General features: G+C 33.6%; 25 protein-coding genes. 8 read left to right on the forward strand and 17 right to left on the reverse strand.

What is annotated here, in order from left to right; genetic code table 11:
• Positions 1–13 precede the first annotated feature (13 nt).
• Genes CCUN_RS08170 through actP form a run of 6 tightly spaced genes read left to right on the forward strand, consistent with a single transcriptional unit; the run spans position 14 to position 7,415 of the window.
• Positions 14–1,915, forward strand: coding sequence for a propionyl-CoA synthetase (locus CCUN_RS08170; protein WP_035175796.1), 1,902 nt, complete (start codon positions 14–16; stop codon positions 1,913–1,915).
• On the forward strand, positions 1,912–2,784 hold the full coding sequence (prpB, locus tag CCUN_RS08175) for a methylisocitrate lyase (RefSeq protein ID WP_027305740.1): 873 nt from the start codon (positions 1,912–1,914) through the stop codon (positions 2,782–2,784). Before CCUN_RS08170 ends, prpB begins: the two co-directional genes overlap by 4 nt.
• Complete coding sequence (locus CCUN_RS08180; RefSeq protein WP_027305739.1) at positions 2,781–3,908, forward strand: citrate/2-methylcitrate synthase; 1,128 nt, start codon at positions 2,781–2,783, stop codon at positions 3,906–3,908. Before prpB ends, CCUN_RS08180 begins: the two co-directional genes overlap by 4 nt.
• Before the next feature lie 12 nt (positions 3,909–3,920).
• Positions 3,921–5,372 carry a 2-methylcitrate dehydratase gene (prpD, locus tag CCUN_RS08185; protein ID WP_027305738.1) on the forward strand — a complete coding sequence of 484 codons (1,452 nt, stop codon included), beginning with the start codon at positions 3,921–3,923 and terminating at the stop codon, positions 5,370–5,372.
• Positions 5,373–5,398: 26 nt separating this feature from the next.
• Positions 5,399–5,752, forward strand: coding sequence for a DUF485 domain-containing protein (locus tag CCUN_RS08190; RefSeq protein WP_084483679.1), 354 nt, complete (start codon positions 5,399–5,401; stop codon positions 5,750–5,752).
• Between the two features lies 1 nt (position 5,753).
• Positions 5,754–7,415, forward strand: a complete 1,662-nt coding sequence (gene actP / locus CCUN_RS08195; protein WP_027305736.1) for a cation/acetate symporter ActP — start codon at positions 5,754–5,756, stop codon at positions 7,413–7,415.
• Between the two features lie 215 nt (positions 7,416–7,630).
• Here actP and CCUN_RS08200 read toward each other — a convergent pair whose 3' ends face one another.
• From CCUN_RS08200 to aroQ, 11 genes are all read right to left on the reverse strand, one after another.
• Positions 7,631–9,730, reverse strand: coding sequence for a methyl-accepting chemotaxis protein (locus CCUN_RS08200; RefSeq protein ID WP_085296680.1), 2,100 nt, complete (start codon positions 9,728–9,730; stop codon positions 7,631–7,633).
• Between the two features lie 341 nt (positions 9,731–10,071).
• On the reverse strand, positions 10,072–11,088 hold the full coding sequence (gene mnmA / locus CCUN_RS08205; RefSeq protein ID WP_027305492.1) for a tRNA 2-thiouridine(34) synthase MnmA: 1,017 nt from the start codon (positions 11,086–11,088) through the stop codon (positions 10,072–10,074).
• Complete coding sequence (locus tag CCUN_RS08210) at positions 11,085–11,702, reverse strand: LOG family protein (RefSeq protein WP_035175734.1); 618 nt, start codon at positions 11,700–11,702, stop codon at positions 11,085–11,087. The genes mnmA and CCUN_RS08210 overlap by 4 nt, the downstream gene beginning before the upstream one ends.
• Positions 11,703–12,118: 416 nt before the next feature.
• Complete coding sequence (fliY, locus tag CCUN_RS08220) at positions 12,119–12,955, reverse strand: flagellar motor switch protein FliY (protein WP_027305495.1); 837 nt, start codon at positions 12,953–12,955, stop codon at positions 12,119–12,121.
• The gene (gene fliM, locus CCUN_RS08225) at positions 12,952–14,028 is read right to left on the reverse strand and encodes a flagellar motor switch protein FliM (RefSeq protein ID WP_027305496.1); all 1,077 of its coding nucleotides are present in this window, start codon (positions 14,026–14,028) and stop codon (positions 12,952–12,954) included. Before fliM ends, fliY begins: the two co-directional genes overlap by 4 nt.
• Entirely contained in the window at positions 14,028–14,723 is a 696-nt protein-coding gene (locus CCUN_RS08230; RefSeq protein ID WP_035175735.1) for an RNA polymerase sigma factor FliA, read from the reverse strand. The genes fliM and CCUN_RS08230 overlap by 1 nt, the downstream gene beginning before the upstream one ends.
• The gene (locus CCUN_RS08235) at positions 14,701–15,060 is read right to left on the reverse strand and encodes a hypothetical protein (RefSeq protein WP_027305498.1); all 360 of its coding nucleotides are present in this window, start codon (positions 15,058–15,060) and stop codon (positions 14,701–14,703) included. The genes CCUN_RS08230 and CCUN_RS08235 overlap by 23 nt, the downstream gene beginning before the upstream one ends.
• A gap of 16 nt (positions 15,061–15,076) precedes the next feature.
• On the reverse strand, positions 15,077–15,943 hold the full coding sequence (flhG, locus tag CCUN_RS08240; protein ID WP_027305499.1) for a flagella biosynthesis ATPase FlhG: 867 nt from the start codon (positions 15,941–15,943) through the stop codon (positions 15,077–15,079).
• Positions 15,936–17,327, reverse strand: coding sequence for a flagellar biosynthesis GTPase FlhF (gene flhF / locus CCUN_RS08245; RefSeq protein WP_027305500.1), 1,392 nt, complete (start codon positions 17,325–17,327; stop codon positions 15,936–15,938). The genes flhG and flhF overlap by 8 nt, the downstream gene beginning before the upstream one ends.
• Positions 17,296–17,811 carry a 2-amino-4-hydroxy-6-hydroxymethyldihydropteridine diphosphokinase gene (gene folK, locus CCUN_RS08250; protein WP_027305501.1) on the reverse strand — a complete coding sequence of 172 codons (516 nt, stop codon included), beginning with the start codon at positions 17,809–17,811 and terminating at the stop codon, positions 17,296–17,298. Before folK ends, flhF begins: the two co-directional genes overlap by 32 nt.
• Entirely contained in the window at positions 17,811–18,278 is a 468-nt protein-coding gene (gene aroQ, locus CCUN_RS08255) for a type II 3-dehydroquinate dehydratase (protein ID WP_027305502.1), read from the reverse strand. Before aroQ ends, folK begins: the two co-directional genes overlap by 1 nt.
• An 89-nt stretch (positions 18,279–18,367) precedes the next feature.
• On the opposite strand from aroQ, the gene mqnF reads away from it, so the two are divergent.
• Positions 18,368–19,588, forward strand: a complete 1,221-nt coding sequence (mqnF, locus tag CCUN_RS08260; RefSeq protein ID WP_027305503.1) for an aminofutalosine deaminase family hydrolase — start codon at positions 18,368–18,370, stop codon at positions 19,586–19,588.
• Positions 19,576–20,478, forward strand: coding sequence for a signal peptide peptidase SppA (sppA, locus tag CCUN_RS08265; RefSeq protein WP_027305504.1), 903 nt, complete (start codon positions 19,576–19,578; stop codon positions 20,476–20,478). Before mqnF ends, sppA begins: the two co-directional genes overlap by 13 nt.
• Here the strand turns inward: sppA and CCUN_RS08270 are convergent.
• The 6 genes from CCUN_RS08270 to guaB form a co-directional block, all read right to left on the reverse strand.
• Entirely contained in the window at positions 20,475–21,251 is a 777-nt protein-coding gene (locus CCUN_RS08270; protein WP_169712500.1) for an FkbM family methyltransferase, read from the reverse strand. The two genes, sppA and CCUN_RS08270, sit on opposite strands and share 4 nt — an antisense overlap.
• A 270-nt stretch (positions 21,252–21,521) precedes the next feature.
• Positions 21,522–22,034, reverse strand: coding sequence for a hypothetical protein (locus CCUN_RS08275; RefSeq protein WP_027305506.1), 513 nt, complete (start codon positions 22,032–22,034; stop codon positions 21,522–21,524).
• Complete coding sequence (ribD, locus tag CCUN_RS08280; protein WP_027305507.1) at positions 22,015–22,995, reverse strand: bifunctional diaminohydroxyphosphoribosylaminopyrimidine deaminase/5-amino-6-(5-phosphoribosylamino)uracil reductase RibD; 981 nt, start codon at positions 22,993–22,995, stop codon at positions 22,015–22,017. Before ribD ends, CCUN_RS08275 begins: the two co-directional genes overlap by 20 nt.
• Positions 22,996–23,208: 213 nt before the next feature.
• Positions 23,209–24,000 (reverse strand): carbon-nitrogen hydrolase family protein, encoded by a 792-nt coding sequence (locus CCUN_RS08285; protein WP_027305508.1) that lies wholly within the window; start codon positions 23,998–24,000, stop codon positions 23,209–23,211.
• Positions 23,993–24,166, reverse strand: a complete 174-nt coding sequence (gene xseB / locus CCUN_RS08290; RefSeq protein ID WP_035175736.1) for an exodeoxyribonuclease VII small subunit — start codon at positions 24,164–24,166, stop codon at positions 23,993–23,995. Before xseB ends, CCUN_RS08285 begins: the two co-directional genes overlap by 8 nt.
• Positions 24,166–25,620, reverse strand: a complete 1,455-nt coding sequence (guaB, locus tag CCUN_RS08295; protein WP_027305509.1) for an IMP dehydrogenase — start codon at positions 25,618–25,620, stop codon at positions 24,166–24,168. The genes xseB and guaB overlap by 1 nt, the downstream gene beginning before the upstream one ends.
• Positions 25,621–25,677: the final 57 nt, after the last annotated feature.

Raw genomic sequence — 25,677 nt, forward strand, 5'->3', positions numbered from 1 at the left:
AGAAAGGAATATTATGACATATGAACAAGCTTATCAAGAGTCTTTAAATTCTCCTGAAAAATTTTGGGCTGAAGCGGCTAAAAAAGTGCATTGGTATAATGAATGGGATAAAGTGCTTGATGATAGTGATGAACATTATAAATGGTTTGTTGGGGGTTGTATGAATACTTGTTACAATGCCCTTGATTTGCATATTCACAATGGACGCGGTGACCAAGTTGCTTTGATTTATGATTCTCCTGTTACGGATACAAAGAAAAAATACACTTACAAACAGCTAAGAGAGCGCGTTGCAAAAGTGGCTGGAATTCTTGCAAATAAAGGTGTGGTTAAGGGCGATAGAGTGGTCATTTATATGCCTATGATTCCAGAAGCGGTGATTGCTATGCTTGCTTGTGCGAGGCTTGGAGCCATTCATAGCGTTGTTTTTGGCGGTTTTGCTGCACATGAACTTGCTTCTAGAATAGAAGATGCTAAACCGCGTCTTGTTATAAGCACAAGCTGTGGGATTGAAATCAGCAATATCATTGAGTATAAACCTATCCTTGATGAAGCCATTAAAAAATCAAATCACAAGCCTACCACTTGTTTGATTTGGCAGCGTCCGCAATATAAAGCAAGTATGCTTCCTTGGCGTGATGTGGATTGGGAGAGTGAAGAAGAAAAGGCAAGGGGAGTTGATCCTGTGCCTGTTTTAGCAACTGATCCGCTCTATATCCTTTATACTTCTGGCACAACCGGCTCTCCAAAAGGCGTAATTCGCTCTAATGGCGGACATTCCGTAGCTATGAAATGGTCTATGGATAATATCTATAATGCAAAAGCTGGAGATGTTTTTTTCACAGCCTCTGATGTGGGTTGGGTTGTAGGACATTCTTATATCGTTTATGGTCCTTTGATGAATGGTTGCACGACGATTGTTTATGAGGGAAAACCTGTTAGAACACCTAATCCATCGTCTTTTTGGAGGATTATAGATGAGTATAAAGTCAATGTGCTTTTTTCAGCACCAACCGCTTTTCGTGCAATTCGCAAAGAGGACCCCCAAGCACAATGGCTGAAGAAATTTAATCTTGATAGCCTTAAAACTATTTTTGTAGCAGGTGAAAGATGTGATAGCGACACCCTTAAATGGATAGAAAAAATCACAAAAAAACCTGTGATTGATAATTGGTGGCAAACTGAAACCGGTTGGGCAATAGCAGCAAATCCTATGGGGCTTGAACCTATGGCTGTTAAACCGGGAAGCCCTACAAAACCTATGCCCGGCTTTAATCTTAAGGTTTTAGATGAAAATGGTAAAGAATTACCCGCAGGAAAAAAAGGAGCCTTATGCCTTAAACTTCCTTTGCCTCCGGCGTGTTTAATGGGAATTTGGGAAAATGATGAGAGGTATCGTAGGGGATATTTGGACCAGTTTCCGGGCTATTATCTTACGGGAGATACCGGTTATATCGATAAAGAGGGCTATGTTTATGTGCTTGGCAGAATGGATGGAATCATTAATGTTGCAGGACATCGCCTCTCAACCGGAGAAATGGAAGAAATTGTTTCTAAACATCCAGATGTTGCCGAATGTGCTGTAATAGGAGTCAATGATGCCTTAAAAGGTGAGCTTCCTATGGGTTTTGTTGTGTTAAAAAGCGGTATTGAGAGGGATTATAATGGCGTTATTGATGGAATTGTGCGTTTGGTAAGACACGAAATAGGAGCTGTTGCTAGTTTTAAAATCGCGACTATAGTCAATGCTCTACCTAAAACAAGGAGTGGAAAAATTTTAAGAAAAAATTTAAGAGAAATTGCTGATGGTTTGCCTTTAAATATCCCTCCGACCATTGAAGATACAAATGTTTTAGAACATTGTAAAGAAGCTATTAATGCTTTAGGATATCCACAAATTAAGGAGAAAAAATGAGTGCAGGAAAGAGATTTAGAACAGCTTTAAGGGAAAATTCGCCCTTGATTATCGTAGGAGCTGTGAATGCTTATTCTGCGTTGCAAGCTACTAAAATAGGGCATAAGGCTTTGTATCTTTCGGGCAGTGGTGTGGCAAGTGCGAGTTATGGTTTGCCTGATTTAGGAATCATCGCTTTAGAGGAGGTTTGTATCGATGTGCGTCGCATTTGTGGTAGAGTGGATACTCCCTTGCTTGTTGATGCGGATACGGGGTTTGGAGGAGCTTTTAATATAGCAAGAACGATTAAAGAGCTTATTCGTGCAGGTGCGGCTGCAACACATATTGAGGATCAAGTCGCACAAAAAAGATGCGGACATCGTCCTAATAAAGAGCTTGTAAGCATTGATGAAATGTGTGATAGGATTAAGGCTGCAATGGATGCAAAAATAGATTCTGAATTTGTCATTATGGCACGAACAGATGCTCACGCTATGGAGGGACAAGAAAGAGCGATAGAAAGAGCCTTAGCCTATGTTGAAGCTGGAGCTGAAATGATTTTTGCAGAAGCAATCCATACTTTAGAAGAATACGCTCAATTTACAAAACTTGTTAAAGTCCCTGTTTTAGCTAATATCACTGAATTTGGTAAAACTCCGTATTTTACAACTAAAGAACTTAAAGAAGTTGGCATTTCTATGGTGCTTTATCCACTTTCAGCAAATCGGGCAATGAATAAAGCAGCTGTAGAAGTTTATGAGAGCATACTCAAAAAAGGACATCAAAAAGATGTGCTTGAATTAATGCAAACGAGAGAGGAACTTTATGAGATGCTCGATTATTACACCTATGAAAACAAACTTGATGAATTATTTAAAGGAAAAAAATGAGTATGAGTGAAGCAAAGAAAAAAACCGGTGGTTTAGCAGGAGTGGTAGCCGGAGAGAGTGCGATTTGCACTTGTGGGCTTGGAAATGGTCTTAATTATTATGGTTATGCGATTGAAGATTTAGCAAATCATGCTGAATTTGAAGAGATAGCTTTTCTTCTTCAATACGCTCAATTACCAAATTCTAAAGAATTAGAAGAATACAAAAACAAAATCATAGCTCAAAGAGAATTGAGTGAAAATTTAAAAACCATTTTAAAAGCCATTCCAAAAGAAACGCACCCTATGAATTTAATGCAAACAGCGGTGGCAGCTTTAGGAGCTTTAGAAGCAGAAAAAGAGGATTTTAGCAATCAAGATGAAAAGATTATACGTCTTTTGGGAATTTTGCCTTCTGTGCTTTGTTATTGGCATCATTTTGTCCATTTTGGCAAAGAGATAGATTTTAACTCAAATCAAAAGAGCATAGCAGGATATTTTTTAGAAAAACTGCAAGAGCAAGATCCAAAAGAGGATTTCATTAAAGCGATGCAGTGTTCTTTGATTTTATATGCAGAACACGAATTTAATGCTTCAACCTTTACAGCAAGGACTTGTGCTTCAACTAAAAGCGATATTTTTAGTGCTGTGGCCGCAGCCATTGGAGCCTTAAGAGGACCCTTACACGGAGGTGCTAATGAAGCAGCTATGGGCTTGATTGAAAGCTTTTCAAGTGTTGAAGAGGCTATTGAAGGTGTCAATCGCAAACTTGAAAATAAAGAATTGCTTATGGGCTTTGGACATAGAGTTTATGGACTCGGAGGAGACCCTAGAAATGCTTTGATTAAGGTATGGTCTAAACATTTAGGTGGGGAGACTTTGATTTTTAAGGTGAGTGAAGCGATTGAAAATTTAATGAAAGAAAAAAAGCCAAATTTACCTCCAAATGCAGATTTTTATAGTGCTTCAGCCTATCATTTTATGGGCATTCCAACGGCTTATTTTACACCGATTTTCATTATGAGTCGAGTCAGTGGCTGGTGTGCTCACATTAAAGAACAAAGAGCTAACAATAAACTCATACGTCCAAGTAGTGAGTATATAGGACCAAGTCCAAGAAAATTTATAAAAATTCAAGACAGATAAAAAAGGATAAAAATGAGTGATATGGGAATTTTAGAGGCTAAAAGACCAGAATTTGATGAGCTTTTAACCAAAATTGCAAGATATACTGATGAATATGAAATAAAAAGTGCCTTAGCCTTGCAAACTGCAAGATATTGTTTGATGGATACTTTAGGTTGTGGGCTTTTAGCTCTTAAATATCCAGCTTGCACTAAGCTTTTAGGTCCGAGTGTGGAAGGAGCGGAATTTAGACCTTTGGGAGCAAAAATACCCGGAACTTCTTACCAGCTCGAACCAATACGAGCGGCATTTAATGTTGGTGCTATGGTGCGATGGCTTGATTTTAATGACACTTGGTTGGCTGCTGAATGGGGACATCCGAGTGATAATTTAGGTGCGATTTGGGCGGTAGCTGATTATATAAGTCGTAAGAATTTAAGCGAGGCTAAGCCACCTTTGAAGGTCTCTTGTGTTTTAAAAGCCATGATAAAAGCTCACGAAATTCAAGGAATTTTAGCCTTAGAAAATTGTTTCAATAAAGTAGGAATGGACCATGTTTTGCTTGTTCGTATCGCTTCTACAGCGGTGGCGGCTAAACTCTTAGGTTGTGATTTTAATGAAATTCGCAATGCAATTTCAAATGCTTTTATTGATGGCGGGGCTTTAAGGACTTACAGACACGCTCCAAATACAGGTTCAAGAAAGAGCTGGGCAGCAGGGGATGCTTCAAGCAGAGGGGTGGATTTAGCTCTTAAGGCTAGAACCGGTGAAATGGGCTATCCTTCGGCTTTGAGTGCAAAATTTTGGGGCTATGAAGATGTGAAAATGAAGGGATTAAAACTTAGCATTCCTCAAGAATTTGGAAGTTATGTTATGGAAAATGTCTTGTTTAAAATTTCTTTTCCAGCCGAATTTCACGCTCAAACTGCTGTTGAAGCAGCTTTGAAACTGCACGATGAGGTTAAAAATCGTTTGGATGAAATTGAAAAAATCATCATCACAACTCAAGAATCAGGGCATAGAATCATAAATAAAACAGGAGAGCTTGCAAATCCAGCTGATAGAGACCATTGCATACAATATATGGTTGCTGTGCCTTTGATTTTTGGAAGATTGAATGCTGATGATTATGAAGATAATATTGCAAAAGACCCAAGAATTGATGCTTTAAGGGCTAAAATGATTGTTGAGGTTGATGAAAGATACACTAAAGAATATTTAGAATCTGATAAAAGAAGCATAGCAAATGCTGTGCAGGTGTTTTTTAAAGACGGCTCAAAAACCGATAAAATAGAAGTTGAATACCCTATAGGACACAGAGTTCGAAGAGAAGAGGGAATTCCTTTGCTTATCGCTAAATTTAAAGCCAATCTTGCAACAAGATTTAGTCCAAAACAATGTGAAAGAATCATCGCTATTTGCGAGAATCAGCAAGATTTAGAAAATACAAATTTTAATGAATTTAGCGATTTGTTTGTTTTGTAATCTAATCTTACTATGAAGGAGAAAAAATGTTGTGTAAAGAAAGTTATTGCGAACCAAAAAACGAGGAGCAAAGAAAGATTTATGAAGAGTTTGAAGCTTTTATGAGGTTTAAAATCAATTTTTCTTTGTTTTTAACTATAATCATACTCGGCTGTTATTTTAGTTTTTTAATTCTCGTTGGATTTTTCCCCGATTTTCTATCTACAGATATAGGAGATTCGCCTGTAACTTTAGGTATAGTCTTTGGAATTTGTTCTATATTATTAGGAGTTTTAGGAACAGGAATTTATACTTTTGTTGCAAATTTCTTTTTGGATAGCAAAGAAAAAGAGCTGATTTCAAAAATGCGAAAAGCAGGAATTATTATTGAGGAAGGATAAAATGAAAAAATTTATCTTTATACCGGCATTTTTTTGTATCAATATTTCTTTATATGGTGCGGCTTTAGACAGCACAGCAGAGGCGGTTCAAAAGGCTCCTTTAAACATTACAGCAGTTGTTATGTTTATACTTTTTGTCCTTGCAACTTTAATCATAACTTATTTTGCAAACAAAAAAACTCATTCCACAGAAGCTTTCTTTACAGCAGGTGGAGGAATATCGGGTTTTCAAAATGGTTTAGCTATTGCGGGTGATTATATGAGTGCAGCGGCTTTTTTGGGGCTTACCGCTCTTATTTTTTCTTATGGCTTTGATTCTTTGATTTATCCTGTAGGTTGGACTATAGCTTGGCCTGTGATTTTGTTTTTGATTGCTGAAAGATTTAGAAATTTGGGAAAATTTACTTTTACAGATGTTATTGCTCTAAGATTAGAAGAAAAACCTATTAGGATTGTAGCGGCATTAAGCACTTTAACCATTGTAATTTTATATTTGATTGCTCAAATGGTTGGAGCAGGGCAGCTCATACAAACTCTATTTGGTTTGCCTTATTCTTTAGCGGTTGTTTTTGTGGGAATTTTGATGATGTGTTATGTTATATTTGGAGGTATGCACGCAACGACTTGGGTGCAAATCATCAAAGCTTCTTTGTTGCTTGGAGGCACAACACTTATGGCACTTATGATACTTTATATGTCAAATTTTGATTTGAAGTATTATTTTGATTTAGCCATTAATAATCACCCAAAAGGTGCTGATATTATGAAAGCGGGTGTCTTTTTCAAGGACCCTATCGCTACTTTTTCTTTAGGACTTGCGGTTACTTTTGGAACAGCGGGTTTGCCTCATATTTTGATGAGATTTTTCACGGTTAAAAATGCTAGTGAAGCTAGAAAATCTGCTTTCTTTGCGACAGGATTTATAGCTTATTTTTTCTTATTAATGTTTGTGCTTGGTTTTGGAGCTATAGCCTTTGTTTTAGGCGATCCACAATATGTTGATGAAGCAGGTAAATTTACAGGAGCTACAAATATGGTTGTGATTATCTTAGCTGAAGTTTTAGGGGGCAATGTTTTACTTGCTTTTATTTCAGCTGTTTCTTTTGCAACGATTTTGGCAGTGGTTTCTGGGCTTTGTATCAGTGGAGCAGGAGCCATTGCACACGATTTATACACACAAACTTTCAAGAGTGGAAAGGCTGATGGCAAGACACAAATGGCAGTGAGTAAGATCGCGACTATCATCTTAGGTGTTTTATCTATAGTTTTGGGCTTTGTTTTTGAAAATATCAATGTCGCCTTTATGGTTGGGCTTATATTTGGTATAGCTGGTAGTGTGAATTTTCCTATCATACTTCTTTGCATTTATTGGAAGGGTCTAACCTCAAGAGGAGTGTTTTTAGGAGGTTTATTGGGATTATTGGCTGTAGTGAGCTTTGTATTTTTAAGTCCAAGTATGTGGGAAAAAACCTTTGGTCTCAAAAATGCTATCTTTCCTTATGACCATCCTGCGATTTTTTCAATACCTCTTACTTTTTTCTTGTTATGGTTTTTCTCTATAACTGATAAATCAAAAAGAGCTCAAATCGATAAAGAAGGATATAAGGCTTTTGATTTTAGAGCCAAAACAGGCATAGGAGCTTCGGAGGCAGTCTCTCATTGATGTCAAAATTTTTTAAGATTTTTGATAGGGAGTGAATTTAAATTTGTTACTTTACGAAACATCTTAAATTCTTTAAGACGTTTCACAGATATAAAAAACAATCGATTTAATTTATATGAGATGAATTTAAAATCATTTAAATGAATGAATTATTTATCTCAATACTCTTTATATAACTCAATAGCATAAACCCTAGAAAGCTTCTAGGGTTTGTATTAGAATTTCTTTTTATTCACATCTTCAAGGATATTGTTTGCTATAGTGCTAACAGAATTAGCAATGATAGAAGATTCATTAGCGATTTCAACATTGTCTTTTGTGCTTTGGTCAATCTGTGAAACACTCTCATTGATTTGAGTGATGCCTTGAGTTTGTTCTTTAATGCTTTCAGCCATATCATTGATGGATTGCACAAGTAAATTTGTATTGGCTTCTATCTCACTCAAAGACTTTTGAGTCCTTTCAGCAAGTTTTCTTACCTCATCAGCCACAACAGCAAAGCCGCGTCCATGTTCTCCTGCACGTGCTGCTTCAATGGCAGCATTAAGAGCGAGGAGATTGATTTGGTCAGCTATATCTCCTATAATGCCTGTAACATTTTTAATGTCTTCACTTTGAGTGATAACATCACTAGTCTTTTGAGAGACATTTTGCATAGAAGAAGTGATTTGCTCTAAGGCTGCAGCGGTTTCTTCTAAAGAAGCTGCTTGGGAATTAGAGCTAGAGGTGAGAGATTGGACTGCTGTTTGGAGTTTAGTGCTTTCTCCTGCTAAGGCATTAGCAAATTCTGAACTTTGTCTGAGCATTTTAATGATTTCTTCTCCTAAGGCATTGGTTGTCACCTCAACATTTCCTGTGGCATTTTCTATTTTATTTCTAAAGTCTAAGTGTTTGTATTCTTCAAAAATATCGTGGATGATATTCATATCACTTCCCACTCGACTTTGTAGAGCATCTAAGAGACGATTGAGCACATTTTTAAGTTCTACGAGTTGAGGATTTCTTGGATTGGCTGTGATTCTTGCTGTGAGATTTCCTGATTCGACAATGCTTACTGTCTCTACAGATTCTTTTACAGCAGAATTGTCTTGTTCAAAACCTAGTTTGGTTTGACGAATGTTTTCATTGATGGCTGTTGCCATTTGACCGAGTTCGTCGTTGGCTTTGATAGGTAAAGGAGCAGGGGCTGTGCTTGTTTCGTGGTTGATGTATTTGAAAAAACGATGGAGATAATCCAAAACAATTCCTATTCTTGAAGCTATGATTTTATAAATCATTAAAAACATCAAAGCACTAACAGCTAAAATGATTACAATTGCAACAATAGCTGCTATCCATTGTAATTTATACAAACTTGCCAAAACTTCACTTCTTGGTGCAGTGGTTACCATATAAAAATTATCTGAAGTGCCTTGAATATTGAATTTTCTAATTGCCATAAAAGCTGGAAGTCCATTAGAACCTATATAATCTGAAAAAAATTGAATTTCTTTCCCGCTAGAGATAAAACCTTTTATTAATTCGGTGCTTAATTGTGGAATATATTCATAAAGCGATTTGCCCCATAAATTTTTATTGATGTGCATAGCCACATTTCCATCTTCATTTAAAACAAATCTTAAATTTCCTTTATAAATATCCAGTCTTTTTTCGGATAAAATTCCGCTCAAAGTTTCATAAGGGAGAATGAAACCTATGCTTGCTATAACTTTACCTTGAGCATCATAAATGGGTGTAGCAATATTAGTGCCAAAAATTTTATTTTGATTAAATTCATAAATTCGTGGAAGTCCTATACTCATCTTTTTTTCATTGATAGATTTTTGGATGGCTCCGTTACTTTCAAACCAATCTTTGGTGAAATCGTCTGCTTGGATAATTTTTAAGCCATCACTTGGAACAGAACTATCAAATATAGCTAAAAATTTTCCATCTGGAGTGATAAATTTTGAATTGATATTTTTTTGAAACTCGGTTGGTTGAGGAATGTATAAAAAAGCATGGGTTACAAAACCACCAGAATTTAATATAGTTCCAATATCATCAGTGACTCTTTCTATATCAAAATTGCCTTTAGAAAATTCATAGGCAAGAAATCCACTTAAAGCATTTAATGATATAGATGTTTCTTGAAAATCAATCTGCATATAATTGCTATAGCGATTAACATTTGCAATTAACAAATTTTCAACATCTTTTTCAGTTTGATTTTGCACTTGTATGCTAGTAATTATCACTAAAATGACAATACCCAAAATAAAACTCATCAAGCTTGAAAAGATGATTTTGGTCCCTATTTTTGCATTTTTAAACATTTTCGCTCTCCTTATAATTAAGATGAAATTACACTTTTTTTAAAAAAAATCAAACTTTTTATTATATCAAAAAAAAAAAAAAGAAACTAAAAAAATCAATTTTTTTTAAAAAATAATCAATAAAAATTAAATTGCCAAAAGGTTAAATTATCTTCTAATATTGCTATTATATCGATATTTGAAAGATATTTTTAATATAAAAATTTTTTAGTATAAATTTAGAATGAATTTAGAATAAACAAAAATTAAATGGGTAAATTAAAGCTTTAAAATAAAATTTTTAAGCTTTAATTTTTAAATCACCCCTCTTTTTATGAAAAAACTCCTATGAAAGTTCTATCTCACTCTATAAATCCACTTGCAATGACTCTATCTCTATCATAAAATACCGCCATTTGTCCGCTTGCAAGCCCATAAACAGGCTCATTGAGTGTGATTTTAGCCCCCTTGCCCTCATCGATGATAACCTTGCAAGGCGTGGATTTGGAGCGATAACGAATTTTTACTTCACAATCAAGCTCTTTAGCCTCTATAAAAAGATTGATGTTTTTGAGATTAAATTCGCTTCTCTTAAGCTCTTCTTTTTTGCCAACTATGATTTGATTTTCTTTAGGATTGATTTTTAAAACAAAATGCGGTTCGTGAGCTCCTTTGACCTCAAAACCTCTTCTTTTGCCTATAGTATAGTGCATATATCCCTCGTGTTTGCCCACGACATTGCCTTTGCTGTCTAAGACTTTTCCGGGAATTTTTGTATCCATAAATTGTTCTAAAACTTGCACATAAGTGTCTTCAACAAAGCAAATTTCAGAGCTTTCTTTTTGAGTTGCGAAAGATTTTAACACTTCAATACCTAAAGCAAATTTTTTCACATCTTCTTTTTTCATCTCACCTAAAGGAAAAATAAGATATTTCAAGGCTTCTTTATCCGCACTTGCTAAAAAATAACTTTGGTCTTTACTCTCATCAAAAGCAGTTTTAATGCAACCTTCTTCAAGTCTTGCATAATGACCCGTAGCAAGTTTTTCACAACCTAAACTTTTTGCAAAATCCAAAAGTTTTCCAAGTTTAATGAAACGATTGCATAGAGCACAAGGATTTGGAGTTTTGCCTTCTTTATAGGTATTGACAAAGGGCATATAAACTTTATCCTTAAAATCCTCTTGCAAATCCAAGATATGATAAGGAATGTCTAAGAATTTTGCAACTTTTTCAACTTTTTTGATATTTTCTTCGTGATAATTTGGTTTGCCGTGAAGTTTCATATAACAACCTATAATCTCATGTCCAGCATTTTTAAGTTTATAAGCAGTTACAGTGCTATCAACACCCCCACTCATTGCGACTAGAATTTTCATAATCTTTCCTTTAAAGTTTTAACGATAAAATCCAAGTCGTCAGTGATTTCATACTTTAATTCATCTCCTTTGGAGATAACTTCTAGTTTGAGTAAAGAATTCCTGACGAACACATCAAAGGCTTGCCAAAATTCTTTCCCGAACAAAAAAATAGGAACATTTTTCTTAAGTCCAAGCTGTTTTAAGACAAGAATCTCGCTCAACTCATCTAAGGTCCCAAAGCCGCCCGGAAAAATCACAAAAGCAAGACTCTTTTCAATAAGAGCCATTTTGCGAATGGCTAAGCTCTTAAAAGTGATATTATACTCCACAAAATCATTGAGTTTTTGCTCATAAGGCAATAAAATATTAAAACCCACTGAATTGATGGAATTTTTATCTTTATTTTGTTTGAAAGCTCCTTCATTAGCTGCTTTCATAATACCACCACCACCCCCGCTAATGATACAAAATTCAGCATTAGCAAGCATACCAGCTAATTCCTTAGCTTTTTTATAATAAAAACTACCTTCTGTTAATCTTGCCGAACCAAAAAAGCTTACGCAGTTGTGGAATTTTGGAATATTGCAAAAATTTTCTAAATCTTGAGTGATTTCTTTATTTTTGTTTTTAATAATCCACCGCCTCGATTAAAGATAAAATAAGTCCTTTATAGTAGCTAAAAATATCATAAATTTTGCTTAAATTTAAGCAAAATTTAGAGGCGGGATGAGTTATATTTTGTTTTATTGTAAAAAAGTAAATGGGATTTTTTGTTCTAAAAAGAGTGTTTATTTGTTTCTTTATATTTTTTTAACTTTTAAGCTTAATGAAAATTTAAATTCTTCAGGGATAAAAATATTTGAAATGTTTGAGAATTTGAGAAAAGGTTATAAATTCATTGTTTATAAGAGAGATTTTTTGCAAAAATTGATAAAAAAACAAAAATTGATAAAAAATTTGGAAAGAAGAAATTTTTTATTGAAATGCAACAACCATATCAACGGCTTTTTTGGCTTTGGAGTGCTTATATTTTAAACTCGAGCACAATTTATCTTAATTGCTCAAGTCTTTCTTTTTTACTTCCTATTTCTGTGATTTGCACCCCAAAATTTCCATCAACAATCACAACCTCACCATAAGCAATTCTTTTATCGCCTATGAGTATCTCTAAAGGGTCATTTGCAAGCTGATTGAGTTCAACAACTGAACCTATATCCATAGTCAAAACATCTTTTAAAAGCATTTTTTTATTGCCAATTCTTACGCGCACAGGCAAACGCACATCCATAATCAAACCGATATTTTTAAGCTCTGTGCTAAGAATTTGACTTTGTTGCTCTGTAATGGTTGAATTTTGAGAATTTTCACCCTCTTCGTCTTTTTTAGTGATTTGATTATAAAGTTTTGTATCCATAACCAAAGAAAGCTGTTCGTTTAAATCATCGATTTTAACATCGAAAAAATAAAGCTTTGCAAAGTCTTTTAAATCTGGTTCATTTTCTGCAAATTCGCAAGTGTTGAGTGTAAATTCCATTTTTGGAAGTTCTTTTTGAGCTCCAAGAGTTGTAGTAAAAGCTGAAATGATATTTTGTATCGCTTCTTTAGCAGCGTCCATTTCATCAGGTCCTAATTTATCATTTTTAGTGATTTGCTCTTCGCCCATCATCCATTCACCTATGGCACTCATCAAAACAGCACCGGCTAAAATTCCCATTTTTCCGCCGGAATTTGTATTAAAATTCACAAAGACAAGAGGGGGTTTAAGGCTATCTTGTCCGCTAACATCAAATTCTTTATATTCACTAAATTCTGCAGTTTTTCCTGTTAAACCCTCGATAGTACTCGTGCATTCATTGATAAACATTTTTAAAAATTCATTCATCATATTTCTTCATCCTCCATATCATCAGGCTGGTCATAAACACTTGCTTTAGCCTTTCTTTCATCTTCGTATTTTTCCAAAATTTCTTTAATCTCATCTTTATCCGTGCGGATGAGTTCTAAAATTTTTATGGATTTTCTAAAACGATGCAAACCAACTTGTGCTAAAAAAATTTCTTTTTTATCAATGCTAATGATGGCTTTATCGTCAGCTTCTCTATCCAGCCTTAAAATATCTCCTTGTTTGAGTTCTAAAAATTCATTCACATTAATCAAAGTTTTTCCTAAAATCGCCTCATAAATCACTTCGGCACGTCCGATTAAAGTTTTAAGCTCTTTATTTCTTGATTTTTTAGCTGAAGTTTCGCCCATCATAATGTCACGATTTGCTAAACGACTCAAAATACTTTCTAAATGCACTACAGGATAACAAATATTAACCATACCACTTGAATTTCCTATGATAATCTCCATAACCACCATAATGATAATCTCATTTTGAGATACGATTTGAACGACATTTGGACTTGATTCTTTAGCTTCAATCGTTGGATACATTTCAGTTACAGTAAGCCAACTTTCTCTCAATCTTTGCATAATAATACGCAAAATAGAATCCAAAAGATTAAGTTCAATATCTGTAAGCTCTCTTGAAGCCTCATAACTATCGCCTTGCCCTCCTAAAAGCCTATCAATCATAGGAAAAGCTATGCTAGGATTGATTTCTAAAACACAATTTCCATCTAAAGGCTTAATCGAAAACACATTAAAACTCGTAGGACTTGGCAAAGACATTAAGAATTCACCATAAGTCATTTGATCAACTGAATGCAGTTTGGTTTCGACGATACTTCTCATCATTGATGAAATTTGAGAGGCAAGATTTCTTGCAAGTTTATCGTGTATGCCTTTGATGGTCCTAAGCTGCTCTTTTGACACTCTGTTAGGACGTTTAAAATCATAAACGACAATATTTCTTTCATCTTTAATTTCATTTGAGGGTGCAGGTGTATCTGTATTATCATCAACAACTTCAAGAAGGGCGTCAATTTCTTCTTGGGAGAGTATTTCTGCCATTACATTAACCTTTCTCTAAGTTTTTTAAGTATTTTTTTATGAATTTGTGAAATGCGACTTTCACTGATATTTAATATCTCGCTAATTTCTTTTAAATTAAGCTCTTCATAATAATAAAGCTGGATAATCAGCTGATCTCTTTCTTTTAAGTCTTCTAAAACTTCATTAATTTTTTCCAAAAGTTGTTCTTTTTCAAGTTTTTCTAAGGTATCATCTTCATTATAAAGTTCAATTTGCTCATCAAGTGGCAAAGTGTAGCTGATAGAATGTGCGGTGCGCACTTCTTTAATCTTTTCTACATTTAAATCAAGTTTTTTTGCCAGATACTCATCATCGGGCTCACTCTCGTGTTCTTGATAATACTCATCTAAAGCTGTATCTATATCTTTTATAATCTTGCGGTTGTTGCGACTCATCACATCAAGACTTCTTAAATAATCGAGCATAGAACCATTGACTCGTTTTCTTGCAAAACCCCAAAAACTATCATTTTGCTCTTTGTCATAGCGACGCGAAAGTTTAATCATTTCTTCAACTCCCACGCCGATGAGATCATTAACATCAATGCTTGAAGGAAGCCTTTCTTTGAGTCTAAAAGCCATAGCCCTTAAGGCTGGCATATAAGCTAAAACAAGGTCATCTTGCTCTTTTTTAAGCATTTGTGCATAGGCTTTAGGCGGCTGTTTTTCTGGCATTTCTACGTCTTTCTTTGATTTCATTTTTTCTAAGCTCTTCACGTTCTTCATTGAGTTTTTCTAAAATTAAATCAATCTTTTTTTCACGAATCACTAAATCATTGATGATATTATTACTCGTTTTTTCATAATCTCCTTTGTTAAATATGCGTCCGCTGATTTTTTTAATATCAACAAAATTCATAATAGCAATATGTATAAAAACATAAAACATAAAAGTGATAAAAAGAGTAAAAGCACAAATATCAAACGCTTCATCAATGCTTATAATACTGAAAGCAAGTCCTATAAAAAAGCCACAAACGGTAAAAAACGCTACATAATTTTCTGGTCTCATTCTCTCTTCTTTATTGCTAAAATCTCTCAATAATTTTTCTAAAAAAGCTTGAAAAACTACGACTTGAAACATTATCAAGCATTTTTTGTTCCAACCTATACAAAAGCTTAGAAGCTATGGATTTAAGCTCATCGCTTGAAAAGGTTTTTTCATCGGAAAATAGAGTTCTTTTTTTAATGCTTGAGCTGACTTCTTTTGAAGAGCTTAAATGTCCTAAAAATTCTAAATTTAAAGGGTTTTTTATATTAGAATCAGCGACTTTTTTGATATTTTCAAACACTTTTAAAGCTTCATTTTCATTTTTAACCATATTAAAAATCATCAATAAATTTTGCTTTGTTTTTGAAGTGGTTTTTATCGTTGCATAAGCATCAGTTATGGCTGCTGGGTCAGGAACGGTTACGATTAAAACCTCATCAGCCATTTCTAAAAAATTTAAAATATTCCCTCCAATTCCTGCCCCTGTATCAATAATGAGAAAATCAAGCCCATCTAAAATGCTTGCTTGATTTAAAAATCTTTCGTAAATATTTTTATCATCATATTTTAAAATTTCATCTCCACTCTCGCCCGGAATCAGCCATAAATTTGGCTTAACCTCAATGAGTATATCCTCTAAAGAACACTCACCCCTTAATACATGTAAAAGGTTTTTTTGAATGCGGACATTTAAAATCACATCTAAATTTGCTAAGCCAATATCTGCATCAAAAAGCCCTACTTTATAGCCATTTTCCGCTAAAACATTTGCTAAATTTGCACTGATAGTGCTCTTACCCACTCCACCTTTACCGCTTGTAACAGCTATGAAATGAGTGTTTTTGACCTTTTTATCTTTGGTTTGTTCCATTAAATTACGAAGTTTATCGGCTTGATTATTCATTATTTTTTCCTTTATTAAAGCCTTCTAAGATACAGCGAACTAAAAAATCACTATTTGCAACTTCTATATCATCCGGAACTTCTTGTCCGATAGAGAAAAAACTCAAAGGAGTATTAATCTCATAAATCAATGAAAAAATATTGCCAAAAACTTTAGTTTCATCAAATTTAGTGATGATTAAAGTATCAATACCTAAAGAAGAGAAATTTTTATAAATTTCCATCAAATCTTCATACTTAGTATTAGCTGAAATTACTAAATTTACATCAATTTCAGCATTTGAATGGGTTAAAAATTCCTTAGTTTTTGCAAGTTTATTTTGGTCATATTGAGAATTTCCTATGGTATCTACAAGAATCACTTCACAATTATTTAAGCTTTTTATTGCCTCATCTAAATCTCTTGGCTCTATGCTATCAATAATCGGTAATTTCATCATTTTAGCGTATTGAAAAAGCTGTTCTACTGCACCGATTCTATAGGTATCAAGTGTTATAATGCCTGTTTTATAACGTTTATCTCCATAAGCATAGCGAAAGGCGAGTTTTGCTAAAGTTGTAGTTTTTCCTACTCCTGTTGGACCAACAAGCATCATAATTTTTTGCTTCTTAATCTCACTTTCAACGCGACAAGGCAAGATATTGCGTAAAAGAGAATAAAAATATCTTTGCACAGCCTCGCTATTAGTCTTCATAGCTGTGGGCATATTTTCAATCGTTGCTTTCATAATGGCTTCTAAATGCCTCTCTAGCATACCACTCTCTTTAGCTTGTTTATAAATGCTTGCAAATTCTGGTGGAATGATGAGATTGTTTCTGGCTTCAGCCTTATCATCCCACATCATATCGACAAGTAAATTGACCTTATCACTTAGTTTATTGATTTGCTTTTCAAAAGATTCTATTTTTTTACCATAATTTGGAGAATTCACTTCAGGAAGTGCAGTTCCTGTAGCCTTGCTGATTTCATTGCTGACTTCAGAAAGCCTTTCTTTAAAATCATCAAAATTAAGGCCGGGATTGATTTTACTTTTTGGAAAATTATGATTTAAATGAGTTTTTTTCTCATTTTGCTTTGCTTGTGTGCTTTGGTTTGAAATATCTAAAACAACGGCTTCATCATCATTTTTAAGCCCATCATTCAATGCAATTTTATCCGAAGTGCTTTTTTTAGGCGGTAAGGACTTACCCATTTTTTTAAGATGTTCTTGATAATCACTTTCTTCTATGGCAACCATCACTTCATAAATTCCTTTACGATTTATTGTTTTTGGTCTGATTTGTTTATTTGTGATAATTAAAGCCTTATCACCATAATCCTCTTTAACTTTTGGTATTATTTCGTCTGTATCTTCAACGGTAAAGGTATAAATGAGTTGTCCCATTTGTTTTTCCTTCCAATAAACCTAAAGGCAAAATCACACTAAGCCTTTCTTTAACCCCGATATGAGGCACCCTACACCAATGATCTTCTTTAACCTTTTTTGAAAAATACAAAAGGTCAATATCAAGAGTCCTTGGAGCATTTTTAAAAGTCCTTTTTCTTTTAAATTTAACTTCATAATAAAGCAGGATTTTTAAAAGTGCTCTGGCGTGAAAATTTGTTTGTATGAGCATTATAGCATTTGTAAAATCTTTTTGTTCTTCATAACCAAAAGCTTTGTTGATTAAGAGGGGCGAAGTGGCAAGAATTTTTAATCTTCTATCATCCATTAAAATTCTAAACAAAGCTTTAAAACGTTTTTTTTCATCGCTTATATTGCTTCCTAAACCCAAAAGAGCAAAATACTTAAAAATCCTTAAGCTTTTGCTCAAATAAGGAAAAAAACAAATATTTTCAATCTTTTTTGCTTCTTTTATCTTTAACATTATTTTTGTTTCTGTGCAGCTTTTAATTTTTCAATTTGGTCGCAAATTTGCAAAATTCCCATTAAAGCTAAATGATAACCAAAGGGACCAAAACCTACAATTGTTCCAGAACAAACGGGTGAAATCAAACTCTTTTGCCTAAATTCCTCCCTGCGATAAACATTGCTAATATGCACTTCAATCGTCGGTAAAGACACAGCTGCAATGGCATCGCGAATTGCCACAGAAGTGTGTGTATAAGCGGCAGGATTGATGATAATACCATCAGCAGTGCCTAAACATTCTTGAATTTTATCGATAAGCTCTCCTTCAAAATTACTTTGAAAGAATTCAAGCTCTGCATTGCTTTGTGAGGCAGCAATTTTCATCTGTTCGTGAATTTCTTCCATTTTCATCGCACCATAAATTCCAACTTCTCTAAGTCCTAGCATGTTGATATTAGGACCTTGAATCACTACTATTTTCATCATTGAACCTTAAAAAATTAATATTTAAATTTTTATTATAGCATTTTAAAATAAATTTTTGCTACAATTCATCTTTTGAAAGGAAAATTGTGTTTTTAATTTCTTGTAAAAAAATGTTTGTGTGTGATGAAAAATTTAGTATTTTAGAAAATCAAGCCTTTGTTTTTGAAGAAAAAATTTTAGAATTTGGGACTTTAAAAAATTTACAAAAAAAATATCCCCATGCCAAACGCATTCAAAGCCCTCAAAATTCTCTTATACTTCCTGCTTTTATCAACACACACACTCATTTAGAATTCAGTGCAAATTCTTATACTTTGCATTTTGGAGATTTTTTAAGCTGGGTTAAAAGCGTAATGAATTCAAGGCAAAATTTGAGTCAAAAAGCAAAAGATGAACTCATTTTAAATACGCTAAAAAAAATGCAAAGAACCGGCACGGGAACGATCGGCGAAATTTCAAGCTTTGGAAGTGATTTTCAAGCATGTTTGCAAAGCGATATGAGAGTGATTTTTTTTAATGAAATTTTAGGCGTCAATCAAGCCCTAAATTCAAGCAAAAAAGATGAATTTTTTAAACGATTTCAAAAGAGTTTAGACTTTCAAAATGAGCTTTTTATCCCTGCACTTTCTGTGCATTCTGCGTATTCTACAAATTTAGAATTGATAGAATGGATTTTAGCTTTAGCCCAAAAACACGGACTTCTTTTAAGTACTCATTTTTTAGAAAGCAGGGCAGAAAATGCTTGGTTAAGGCATGGAAAGGGAGGATTTAAAAAATGGCTTAAAACTTTGGATAAAAATGCAAAACCCTTTTGCCATCCTAAAATTTTTACGGAGCTTTTCAAAGGACAAAGGACGCTTTTTACTCATTGTGTCCATCTTAACGAATTTGAATGGCTTGATTTAAAATACCATTCTATCACACATTGTGCGTTTTCAAATCGACTCTTAAGTCAAAAAACTTTTGATTTAAAAAAGGCTTTAAAAAGCGGTTTAAATGTGCATTTGGGAACAGATGGCTTAAGTTCAAACATCTCTTTATCAATGCTTGATGAAATGCGGACTAATCTGCTTATACATAGGGATTTTGAGCTTAAAAATTTTGCAAAAAAACTCTTACTTATGGCGACTTTTTACCCTGCAAAGGCTCTTGATTTAAACTTAGGTTCATTACAAACGGGAAAAAGTGCTGATTTTAGCGTATTTGAGATAGAAGATTGTGATGAAGAACAACTTCCTTTGCAATTCATTCTTCATGCTAAAGAAGTGAAAAAATTATTCATCAAAGGAAAAGAATGCAAATTTTAAGATTTTGTTTAACAAGTATAATCGATGTGGTGAAATTCATAAATTCTTATTTTAAGACTTTTGTTTTTTTATTTATTGTGCTTTGGATTTTTCTTTCAAATTCTGATTCATCAGGGTCTTTAAATTCTTTAGCGAATTTAGAAAGAATTGATTTAAAGGGTGAAATTACAGATGTTTCTAAGGTGCTAGAAAAAATCATCGATGCTAAAAACAACGTAAATATTAAAGGGGTGCTTTTTGTGATTGATTCTCCGGGTGGAGCCTTTGCTCCAAGTATGGAGCTTGCTCTTGCAATTAAGGATTTAAGAAAAGAAAAACCTGTGGTGGTTTATGCGAGTGGAACAATGGCGAGTGGGAGCTATTTAAGCGGGGTTGGAGCTAATTTAATCCTAGCAAATCCTGCAAGTTTTATCGGTTCAATAGGAGTGATAATGCAAGGAGCTGATTTGAGTGAGTTGGCAAAAAAATTAGGGGTTAAAGAACAAAGCATTAAAGCCGGTGCTTTTAAAGAAGCAGGGACTTTTACAAGGGCTTGGAGTGAGGAAGAGAGGCGGTATTTACAAAATCTTATCAATCAAAGCTATGAACTTTTTACAAATTTTGTGGCTCAAGAAAGAAATTTAAAACTTGAAGATAAAGAAAAATGGGCAAATGCTAGGGTATTTTTGTCCTTTGAAGCTAAGGAGCTTGGTTTGATTGATGAATTGAGTAATTACGAAAATGCTAAAAAGCAATTAGAAAATTTAGCCAAAGTGAAAAATCCTATTTGGAAAAAAGAAGAGGTGAATGTATGGGATAAAATTTTAAATCGCTTGAGTGAGCAAGGAGTGAAAATGTTTAGTTCAATACTCACTCAATTTTACAGCACACAAAAATTTCAAGTCCTTTAAACCCAATCTAAAAAGATATTTTTAATCTTATGTTGAGAAATTTGCTGTTTTAATTTCTCAATCTTTTCTTTAGGATTTTTAAAAAATCTCTCGTGAGTTTCTACCATTATAAATTCAATTCTTTCATAGAGTTTTTGCTCAATCAAGGCTTTTAAAACATCAAATTCAGCCCCTTCAATGTCAAGTTTTATGAGTGTGATTTTGTTCCATTGAGTCAGAACTTCGCGTAAAAATTCGCAAAAATCAATGCTTGTAACCTCATAGGCATTTTCTTCTTTTATGTCTCTTTGGATTAAACTTGCACCCTCTGATATGAAATCATCTTCAGGAATATAAAATTTCATCGTGCCATTTTGATGAGAAATCGCTTTGTCCGAGAAAATGAAATTTTTATGATTTTTATATCGTTCTTTAAGGAAAGCACTTAAATAAATATTAGGCTCAAAGGCATAACAAATTCCATCAAGTGCTAAACACACATCACTAAAAACACCTGCATGTGCTCCACCATCGATGAAAACAAGCTTTTCTCCATTTCTAGCCCTAAGATAAAAATCATAAAAAATTTTGTGATATTTATGATGAATATAAGAGCGTCTTAAAAGGAATTTGAGATCCCCCCCCCCTTCTGCTCTAAAATTCATATAAGCGTCAAATAATTTTTTTTCAAGGATGTATTCTAAAAATTTAGCTTGGTTTGTGTATTTAAAGATTCTTAAACCACCCAAATAAATTTCTCTTTTGCCATTTTCATATTTTATTTTTTTAAACATGAACAATCCTTATAATTTTTATAATCAATTCTTAGTTTTAAAATGAGCTATTTTTACGCGTTAATATAAAATAATATTAAATCAAATATATTTGCGAAATCTGCCAAATGAAGACTCAATTCTAATTAGCATTATTATACAATAATTATTTAAAATTTAGCCCTTAAAAAATAAAAATTTTAGCCTCTATCTTTTGAGTTAGAATTTATTAAAATTAAGAAATTTATCTTTGTTGATTGAATTTATTTTTTAATTTACAATTCAACGATTTTATTTCTTTTTAAGTCTTTGTTTGAGAAATTCTCTTATGCTTTCTTTATCAAATCGTGCTAGAATTCGAATTTGTTTTTGAAGTAGGGAAAAATTGATAAAAGCCATTATCAAAAGCACCAAACACAGCATAAAGAAGAATAAATCCACCGCTGAAAATTCATTAATACTCGTTAGCAGTGCAAAAAAAGCACTCGCAAGAAGTAAAAAGCCCAAAAGTATAAATTGATACAATAAAGCTTCTTTAAAATTATGAGTTTTTTGCGTCAAATTTCTAAAAAGAATGATTTTTTCATTCCAATTCGAAATCAAAATTTCATCATTTTCCTTAAATAAATCTTTTTTAAAGCTTTTATAAGAAAAAATTTCGCTCTCTGTATTGAGTTCATCTTTGACACAAACTAAAGTATAGTCCTTATAAAATGCTCCATCAAGCTGACTTACTTTTTCTATCTTAAGAAGTCTTAAATCATTTCTTGCGTAAAAAAAGCCTTTAAAGTTCATAAATGCCATAAGTATCACTCCCTAAAAATCCCTTATACATGGGGGTTAATTCTAAAGATATTTTAACATTGTTTTGAGTGTTGAGTTTGGAATTTTGGAAGATTAAAAAACAATCCATTTCATCTTTAAAATTTTTGAGAAAATTCTCTCCGCCTTCAAACATCAAAAATTTTGCTTCTTTGGGAATTTGAGTAAAAATTTGACGCTTTGGCACACTAAAAAGAGGGATATTTTTATCAAAACTTTCAAGACTTTTACGAGTCATGATACACACATGAGGAGCTTTGGCTTTAACAAGCCTTGAATCAAGCAAAGGTCTGTCTTTGCGTATAGTTTCTCCGCCTACAACAAGCATATCAATGACAGAGCGAATTTGATGGGCATAAGTCCTGCTTTCTTCGGAGCTTACGATTTTTCCATAAGCTGAGCCATTGAGACTTAAAGCGAGTTTAAAGAGTTTAAAACTGCCTTTTTGCCATTTTAAAAAAGGTTTTAAAAGTTTTTCGCCCTGTTTGCATAAAAGCTCAAATTCCACTTCAATACCTTGTTTTTGTAAAAATTCCGCTCCCCCACTTGCAATTTTATTTTCATCTTTAACACTGATAAAAACTTTTTTAAATCCTAGTTCGGCTAAAAGTTTCGCACAAGGAGGCGTCTTACCTTGATGGTTGCAGGGTTCAAGCGTTACAAAAGCTGTGGCATTTTTAAGCAAATTTTGATGATTTTTAAGGATAAAATGATACAAATCATCGGCTTTTTTAGGAAAATTAAATTCTGATTTTAAGTTCTTTAAAGCCTCTTTAATGGCATTTAATTCAGCATGAGCCTCTCCAGCCTTTTGATGGGCACTTATACTTAAAATTTTCTCATTTTTATCTAAAATCACGCAGCCTACTGCAGGATTGGGATAAGTTAAAAATTGATATTTCCAAGCTTCATTAAGAGCAAGTTGCATATAAAAATTTTTCAAATTTCACCTTTTTATATTATTACAAATTGCGAATTTTTATGTTGAAAAACCTATATTGATATTTTCAGACACCTGATTTTCAATTTAATTTTATAGAAAATCTTCATTTAACTTCTAATCTAAAACTCCATTCTCAAACAAACATTTTTAATTTAAAACATACAATTAAAACTATAAAAATTTATTATAAATTTTTTATTTTGCTTTTAAATTTTATTCTTTAGCGATTTGACTTAAAATTTTATCAAAAGCCCATAATTTTCTAGCTTCAATAGCTTTTTCCGGTTCGATAATAAGCATTTCTTCCTCGCTTCCAAGCCTTTCTTTAAGTTCGCCAAAAGCATCAATAAAGAAAGTATCGCCGTAAAAATTGCATTCCTCATCTTGAGTTTTTTGCTTTCCTATGCGATTAACCCTTAAAATGCTTGTTGAATTTAAAAAGGCTCTTGTCTTTAAAAGCTCCTCCCATCTTTGTTTGCTCGAATAAGTCGAAGCAGTAGGGATAATCACAAGGTCAATTTTTTTAGCCATAATCTCCTGCCAAAATATGTCAAAATGAGCTTCAAAACCAAAAAGCAAGGCACATTTAAGTCCTGCATGGGTAAAATGATAGAGTTTGATTTGTTTTGTTTTATTGCTAAAAAATTTTTCCTCATTCCAATGCTCATAGGGCATTAAAATCTGTTGCTCATAGCTTTTTAAAATATCAGGACCCACTCTAAGACAAAGTTTTTTATATCCCTTCGCTTCAACGCTGACAAATGGGGCTATAATTTCGAGTTCGTATTTTTTTGCAAGACGCATCAAACTTTGTTTTTTAGTTTCGCTTTGTTCTTTAATCATACTCTTTGGTAGAGTGATGAGCTCAAGAAAAAAAGTGTTGATAACATATTCTCCAAGCACAACTAAATTCGCACCACTCTCTTTACAAATTTGCAAATAATAATCAAGTCTTGATTCACTCAAAGCCAAAGTAGGAAATTGTAAAGCAGCAATCTTACTCATCGATTTTCTCCACTTCAAGCTTAGCTTTTTCGAGGTCTTCTCTTGCTTTTTTTATACTCAAAAGACCTGTTTTATAAATTTTCACACTCTCATCTAAACTCAATTCATTTTCATTAAGTTTTTCTAAAGCTTCATTCGCTTTTTTTAAATTTTCTTCAAAACTCATTATAAATTAACCTTGTAATTTGGAGCTTCGTGAGTGATGATTACGTCATGAACATGGCTTTCTTTAAGTCCAGCACTTGTAATTTCTACAAATTCAGCCTTTTGTTGAAAATCCTCTATGTCTTTTGCACCCACATAGCCCATTGATGAACGCAATCCACCTAAGAGCTGATGGACTACACTCTTAATGCTTCCCACATAAGGAACGCGTCCTTCAATGCCTTCAGGAACGAGTTTATCTTGTGCTGTGCCTTGCTGAAAATATCTATCAGAGCTTCCTTTTTGCATAGCACCAAGACTTCCCATACCACGATAAGATTTGTATTGTCTGCCTTGATAAGTAAAAAGCTCTCCCGGACTCTCATCAGTTCCAGCTAAAAGAGAACCTATCATCACAGAATGAGCCCCTGCAGCTAAAGCTTTAGCAATATCTCCAGAATACTTAATCCCTCCATCAGCTATCACAGGAATCCCAAATTTCTTAGCCTCTAAAGCACACTCATCAATGGCTGAAATTTGTGGCACTCCTACGCCTGAAACAATGCGCGTGGTGCAAATACTCCCCGGCCCTATACCCACTTTAACAGCGTCTGCTCCGGCTTCACAAAGAGCCGCGGCAGCTTTAGCTGTAGCGATATTTCCCGCGATTAAATCAATCTTTGGATATTTTGCCTTGATTTGTTTTATGGTATCAATAATACCCTTTGAATGTCCATGGGCACTATCGAGTACTAAAACATCAACATCAGCCTCAATCAAAGCATCCACTCTTTGCATTTGTCCCACTCCAATCGCAGCTCCAACTCTTAATCTTCCAAAATTATCTTTATTAGCTTCGGGATATTCTTTGCGTTTTTTTAAGTCTTTTATCGTAATAAGTCCTTCTAAATGCCCCTCTTTATCGACGATGAGAAGTTTTTCAACCTTATTTGTACTAAAAATTTTTTCCGCATCGTCTAAAGTGCAACCTTTTAAAGCTGTGATTAAAGGAGGTTTTGTCATTACTTTTTCAACCAAAGTATCAAAATGAGTTTCAAATCTTAAATCTCTATTGGTTAAAATACCGATAAGCTTTTTATCTTTTTCAACCACCGGAATCCCTGAAATTCTATACTCTGCCATTAATTCTAAGGCTTCTTTTACACTTGCTTTAGGACCGATAAAAATAGGATCAATAATCACCCCGCTTTCACTCTTTTTCACTCTTTTAACCTCTCTTACCTGCGAATCTATATCCATATTTTTATGAATGATTCCAATCCCACCAAGTCTTGCCATCATAATAGCAGCTCTGTGTTCAGTTACCGTGTCCATTGCAGCAGAAATTAAAGGCATATTTAAAGTGATATTTTTAGTCAATTTCGTATGAATTTGCACAATTTTTGGTAAAACTTCAGAATACCCGGGCAACAAAAGCACATCTTCAAAAGTCAAAGCACGTTTTACAATTTTCATCTTTTCTCCTAATTTTTTGTAATTTTACAGCTTTTATTTAAATAATCTCTGACGGCT

The organism is Campylobacter cuniculorum DSM 23162 = LMG 24588 (genome assembly GCF_002104335.1).
In the GTDB taxonomy this organism is placed as follows: Bacteria; Campylobacterota; Campylobacteria; order Campylobacterales; family Campylobacteraceae; genus Campylobacter_D; species Campylobacter_D cuniculorum.

What these genes read in the sequence shown, in the direction of transcription:
- CCUN_RS08170 (WP_035175796.1), top strand. Translation starts at nt 14, where the DNA reads ATGACATATGAACAAGCTTATCAAGAGTCTTTAAATTCTCCTGAAAAA.
- prpB (WP_027305740.1), top strand. Translation starts at nt 1,912, where the DNA reads ATGAGTGCAGGAAAGAGATTTAGAACAGCTTTAAGGGAAAATTCGCCC.
- CCUN_RS08180 (WP_027305739.1), top strand. Translation starts at nt 2,781, where the DNA reads ATGAGTATGAGTGAAGCAAAGAAAAAAACCGGTGGTTTAGCAGGAGTG.
- prpD (WP_027305738.1), top strand. Translation starts at nt 3,921, where the DNA reads ATGAGTGATATGGGAATTTTAGAGGCTAAAAGACCAGAATTTGATGAG.
- CCUN_RS08190 (WP_084483679.1), top strand. Translation starts at nt 5,399, where the DNA reads ATGTTGTGTAAAGAAAGTTATTGCGAACCAAAAAACGAGGAGCAAAGA.
- actP (WP_027305736.1), top strand. Translation starts at nt 5,754, where the DNA reads ATGAAAAAATTTATCTTTATACCGGCATTTTTTTGTATCAATATTTCT.
- CCUN_RS08200 (WP_085296680.1), bottom strand. Translation starts at nt 9,730, where the DNA reads ATGTTTAAAAATGCAAAAATAGGGACCAAAATCATCTTTTCAAGCTTG.
- mnmA (WP_027305492.1), bottom strand. Translation starts at nt 11,088, where the DNA reads ATGAAAATTCTAGTCGCAATGAGTGGGGGTGTTGATAGCACTGTAACT.
- fliY (WP_027305495.1), bottom strand. Translation starts at nt 12,955, where the DNA reads ATGATGAATGAATTTTTAAAAATGTTTATCAATGAATGCACGAGTACT.
- fliM (WP_027305496.1), bottom strand. Translation starts at nt 14,028, where the DNA reads ATGGCAGAAATACTCTCCCAAGAAGAAATTGACGCCCTTCTTGAAGTT.
- CCUN_RS08230 (WP_035175735.1), bottom strand. Translation starts at nt 14,723, where the DNA reads ATGCCAGAAAAACAGCCGCCTAAAGCCTATGCACAAATGCTTAAAAAA.
- CCUN_RS08235 (WP_027305498.1), bottom strand. Translation starts at nt 15,060, where the DNA reads ATGAGACCAGAAAATTATGTAGCGTTTTTTACCGTTTGTGGCTTTTTT.
- flhG (WP_027305499.1), bottom strand. Translation starts at nt 15,943, where the DNA reads ATGAATAATCAAGCCGATAAACTTCGTAATTTAATGGAACAAACCAAA.
- flhF (WP_027305500.1), bottom strand. Translation starts at nt 17,327, where the DNA reads ATGGGACAACTCATTTATACCTTTACCGTTGAAGATACAGACGAAATA.
- folK (WP_027305501.1), bottom strand. Translation starts at nt 17,811, where the DNA reads ATGTTAAAGATAAAAGAAGCAAAAAAGATTGAAAATATTTGTTTTTTT.
- aroQ (WP_027305502.1), bottom strand. Translation starts at nt 18,278, where the DNA reads ATGAAAATAGTAGTGATTCAAGGTCCTAATATCAACATGCTAGGACTT.
- sppA (WP_027305504.1), top strand. Translation starts at nt 19,576, where the DNA reads ATGCAAATTTTAAGATTTTGTTTAACAAGTATAATCGATGTGGTGAAA.
- CCUN_RS08270 (WP_169712500.1), bottom strand. Translation starts at nt 21,251, where the DNA reads ATGTTTAAAAAAATAAAATATGAAAATGGCAAAAGAGAAATTTATTTG.
- CCUN_RS08275 (WP_027305506.1), bottom strand. Translation starts at nt 22,034, where the DNA reads ATGGCATTTATGAACTTTAAAGGCTTTTTTTACGCAAGAAATGATTTA.
- CCUN_RS08285 (WP_027305508.1), bottom strand. Translation starts at nt 24,000, where the DNA reads ATGAGTAAGATTGCTGCTTTACAATTTCCTACTTTGGCTTTGAGTGAA.
- xseB (WP_035175736.1), bottom strand. Translation starts at nt 24,166, where the DNA reads ATGAGTTTTGAAGAAAATTTAAAAAAAGCGAATGAAGCTTTAGAAAAA.
- guaB (WP_027305509.1), bottom strand. Translation starts at nt 25,620, where the DNA reads ATGAAAATTGTAAAACGTGCTTTGACTTTTGAAGATGTGCTTTTGTTG.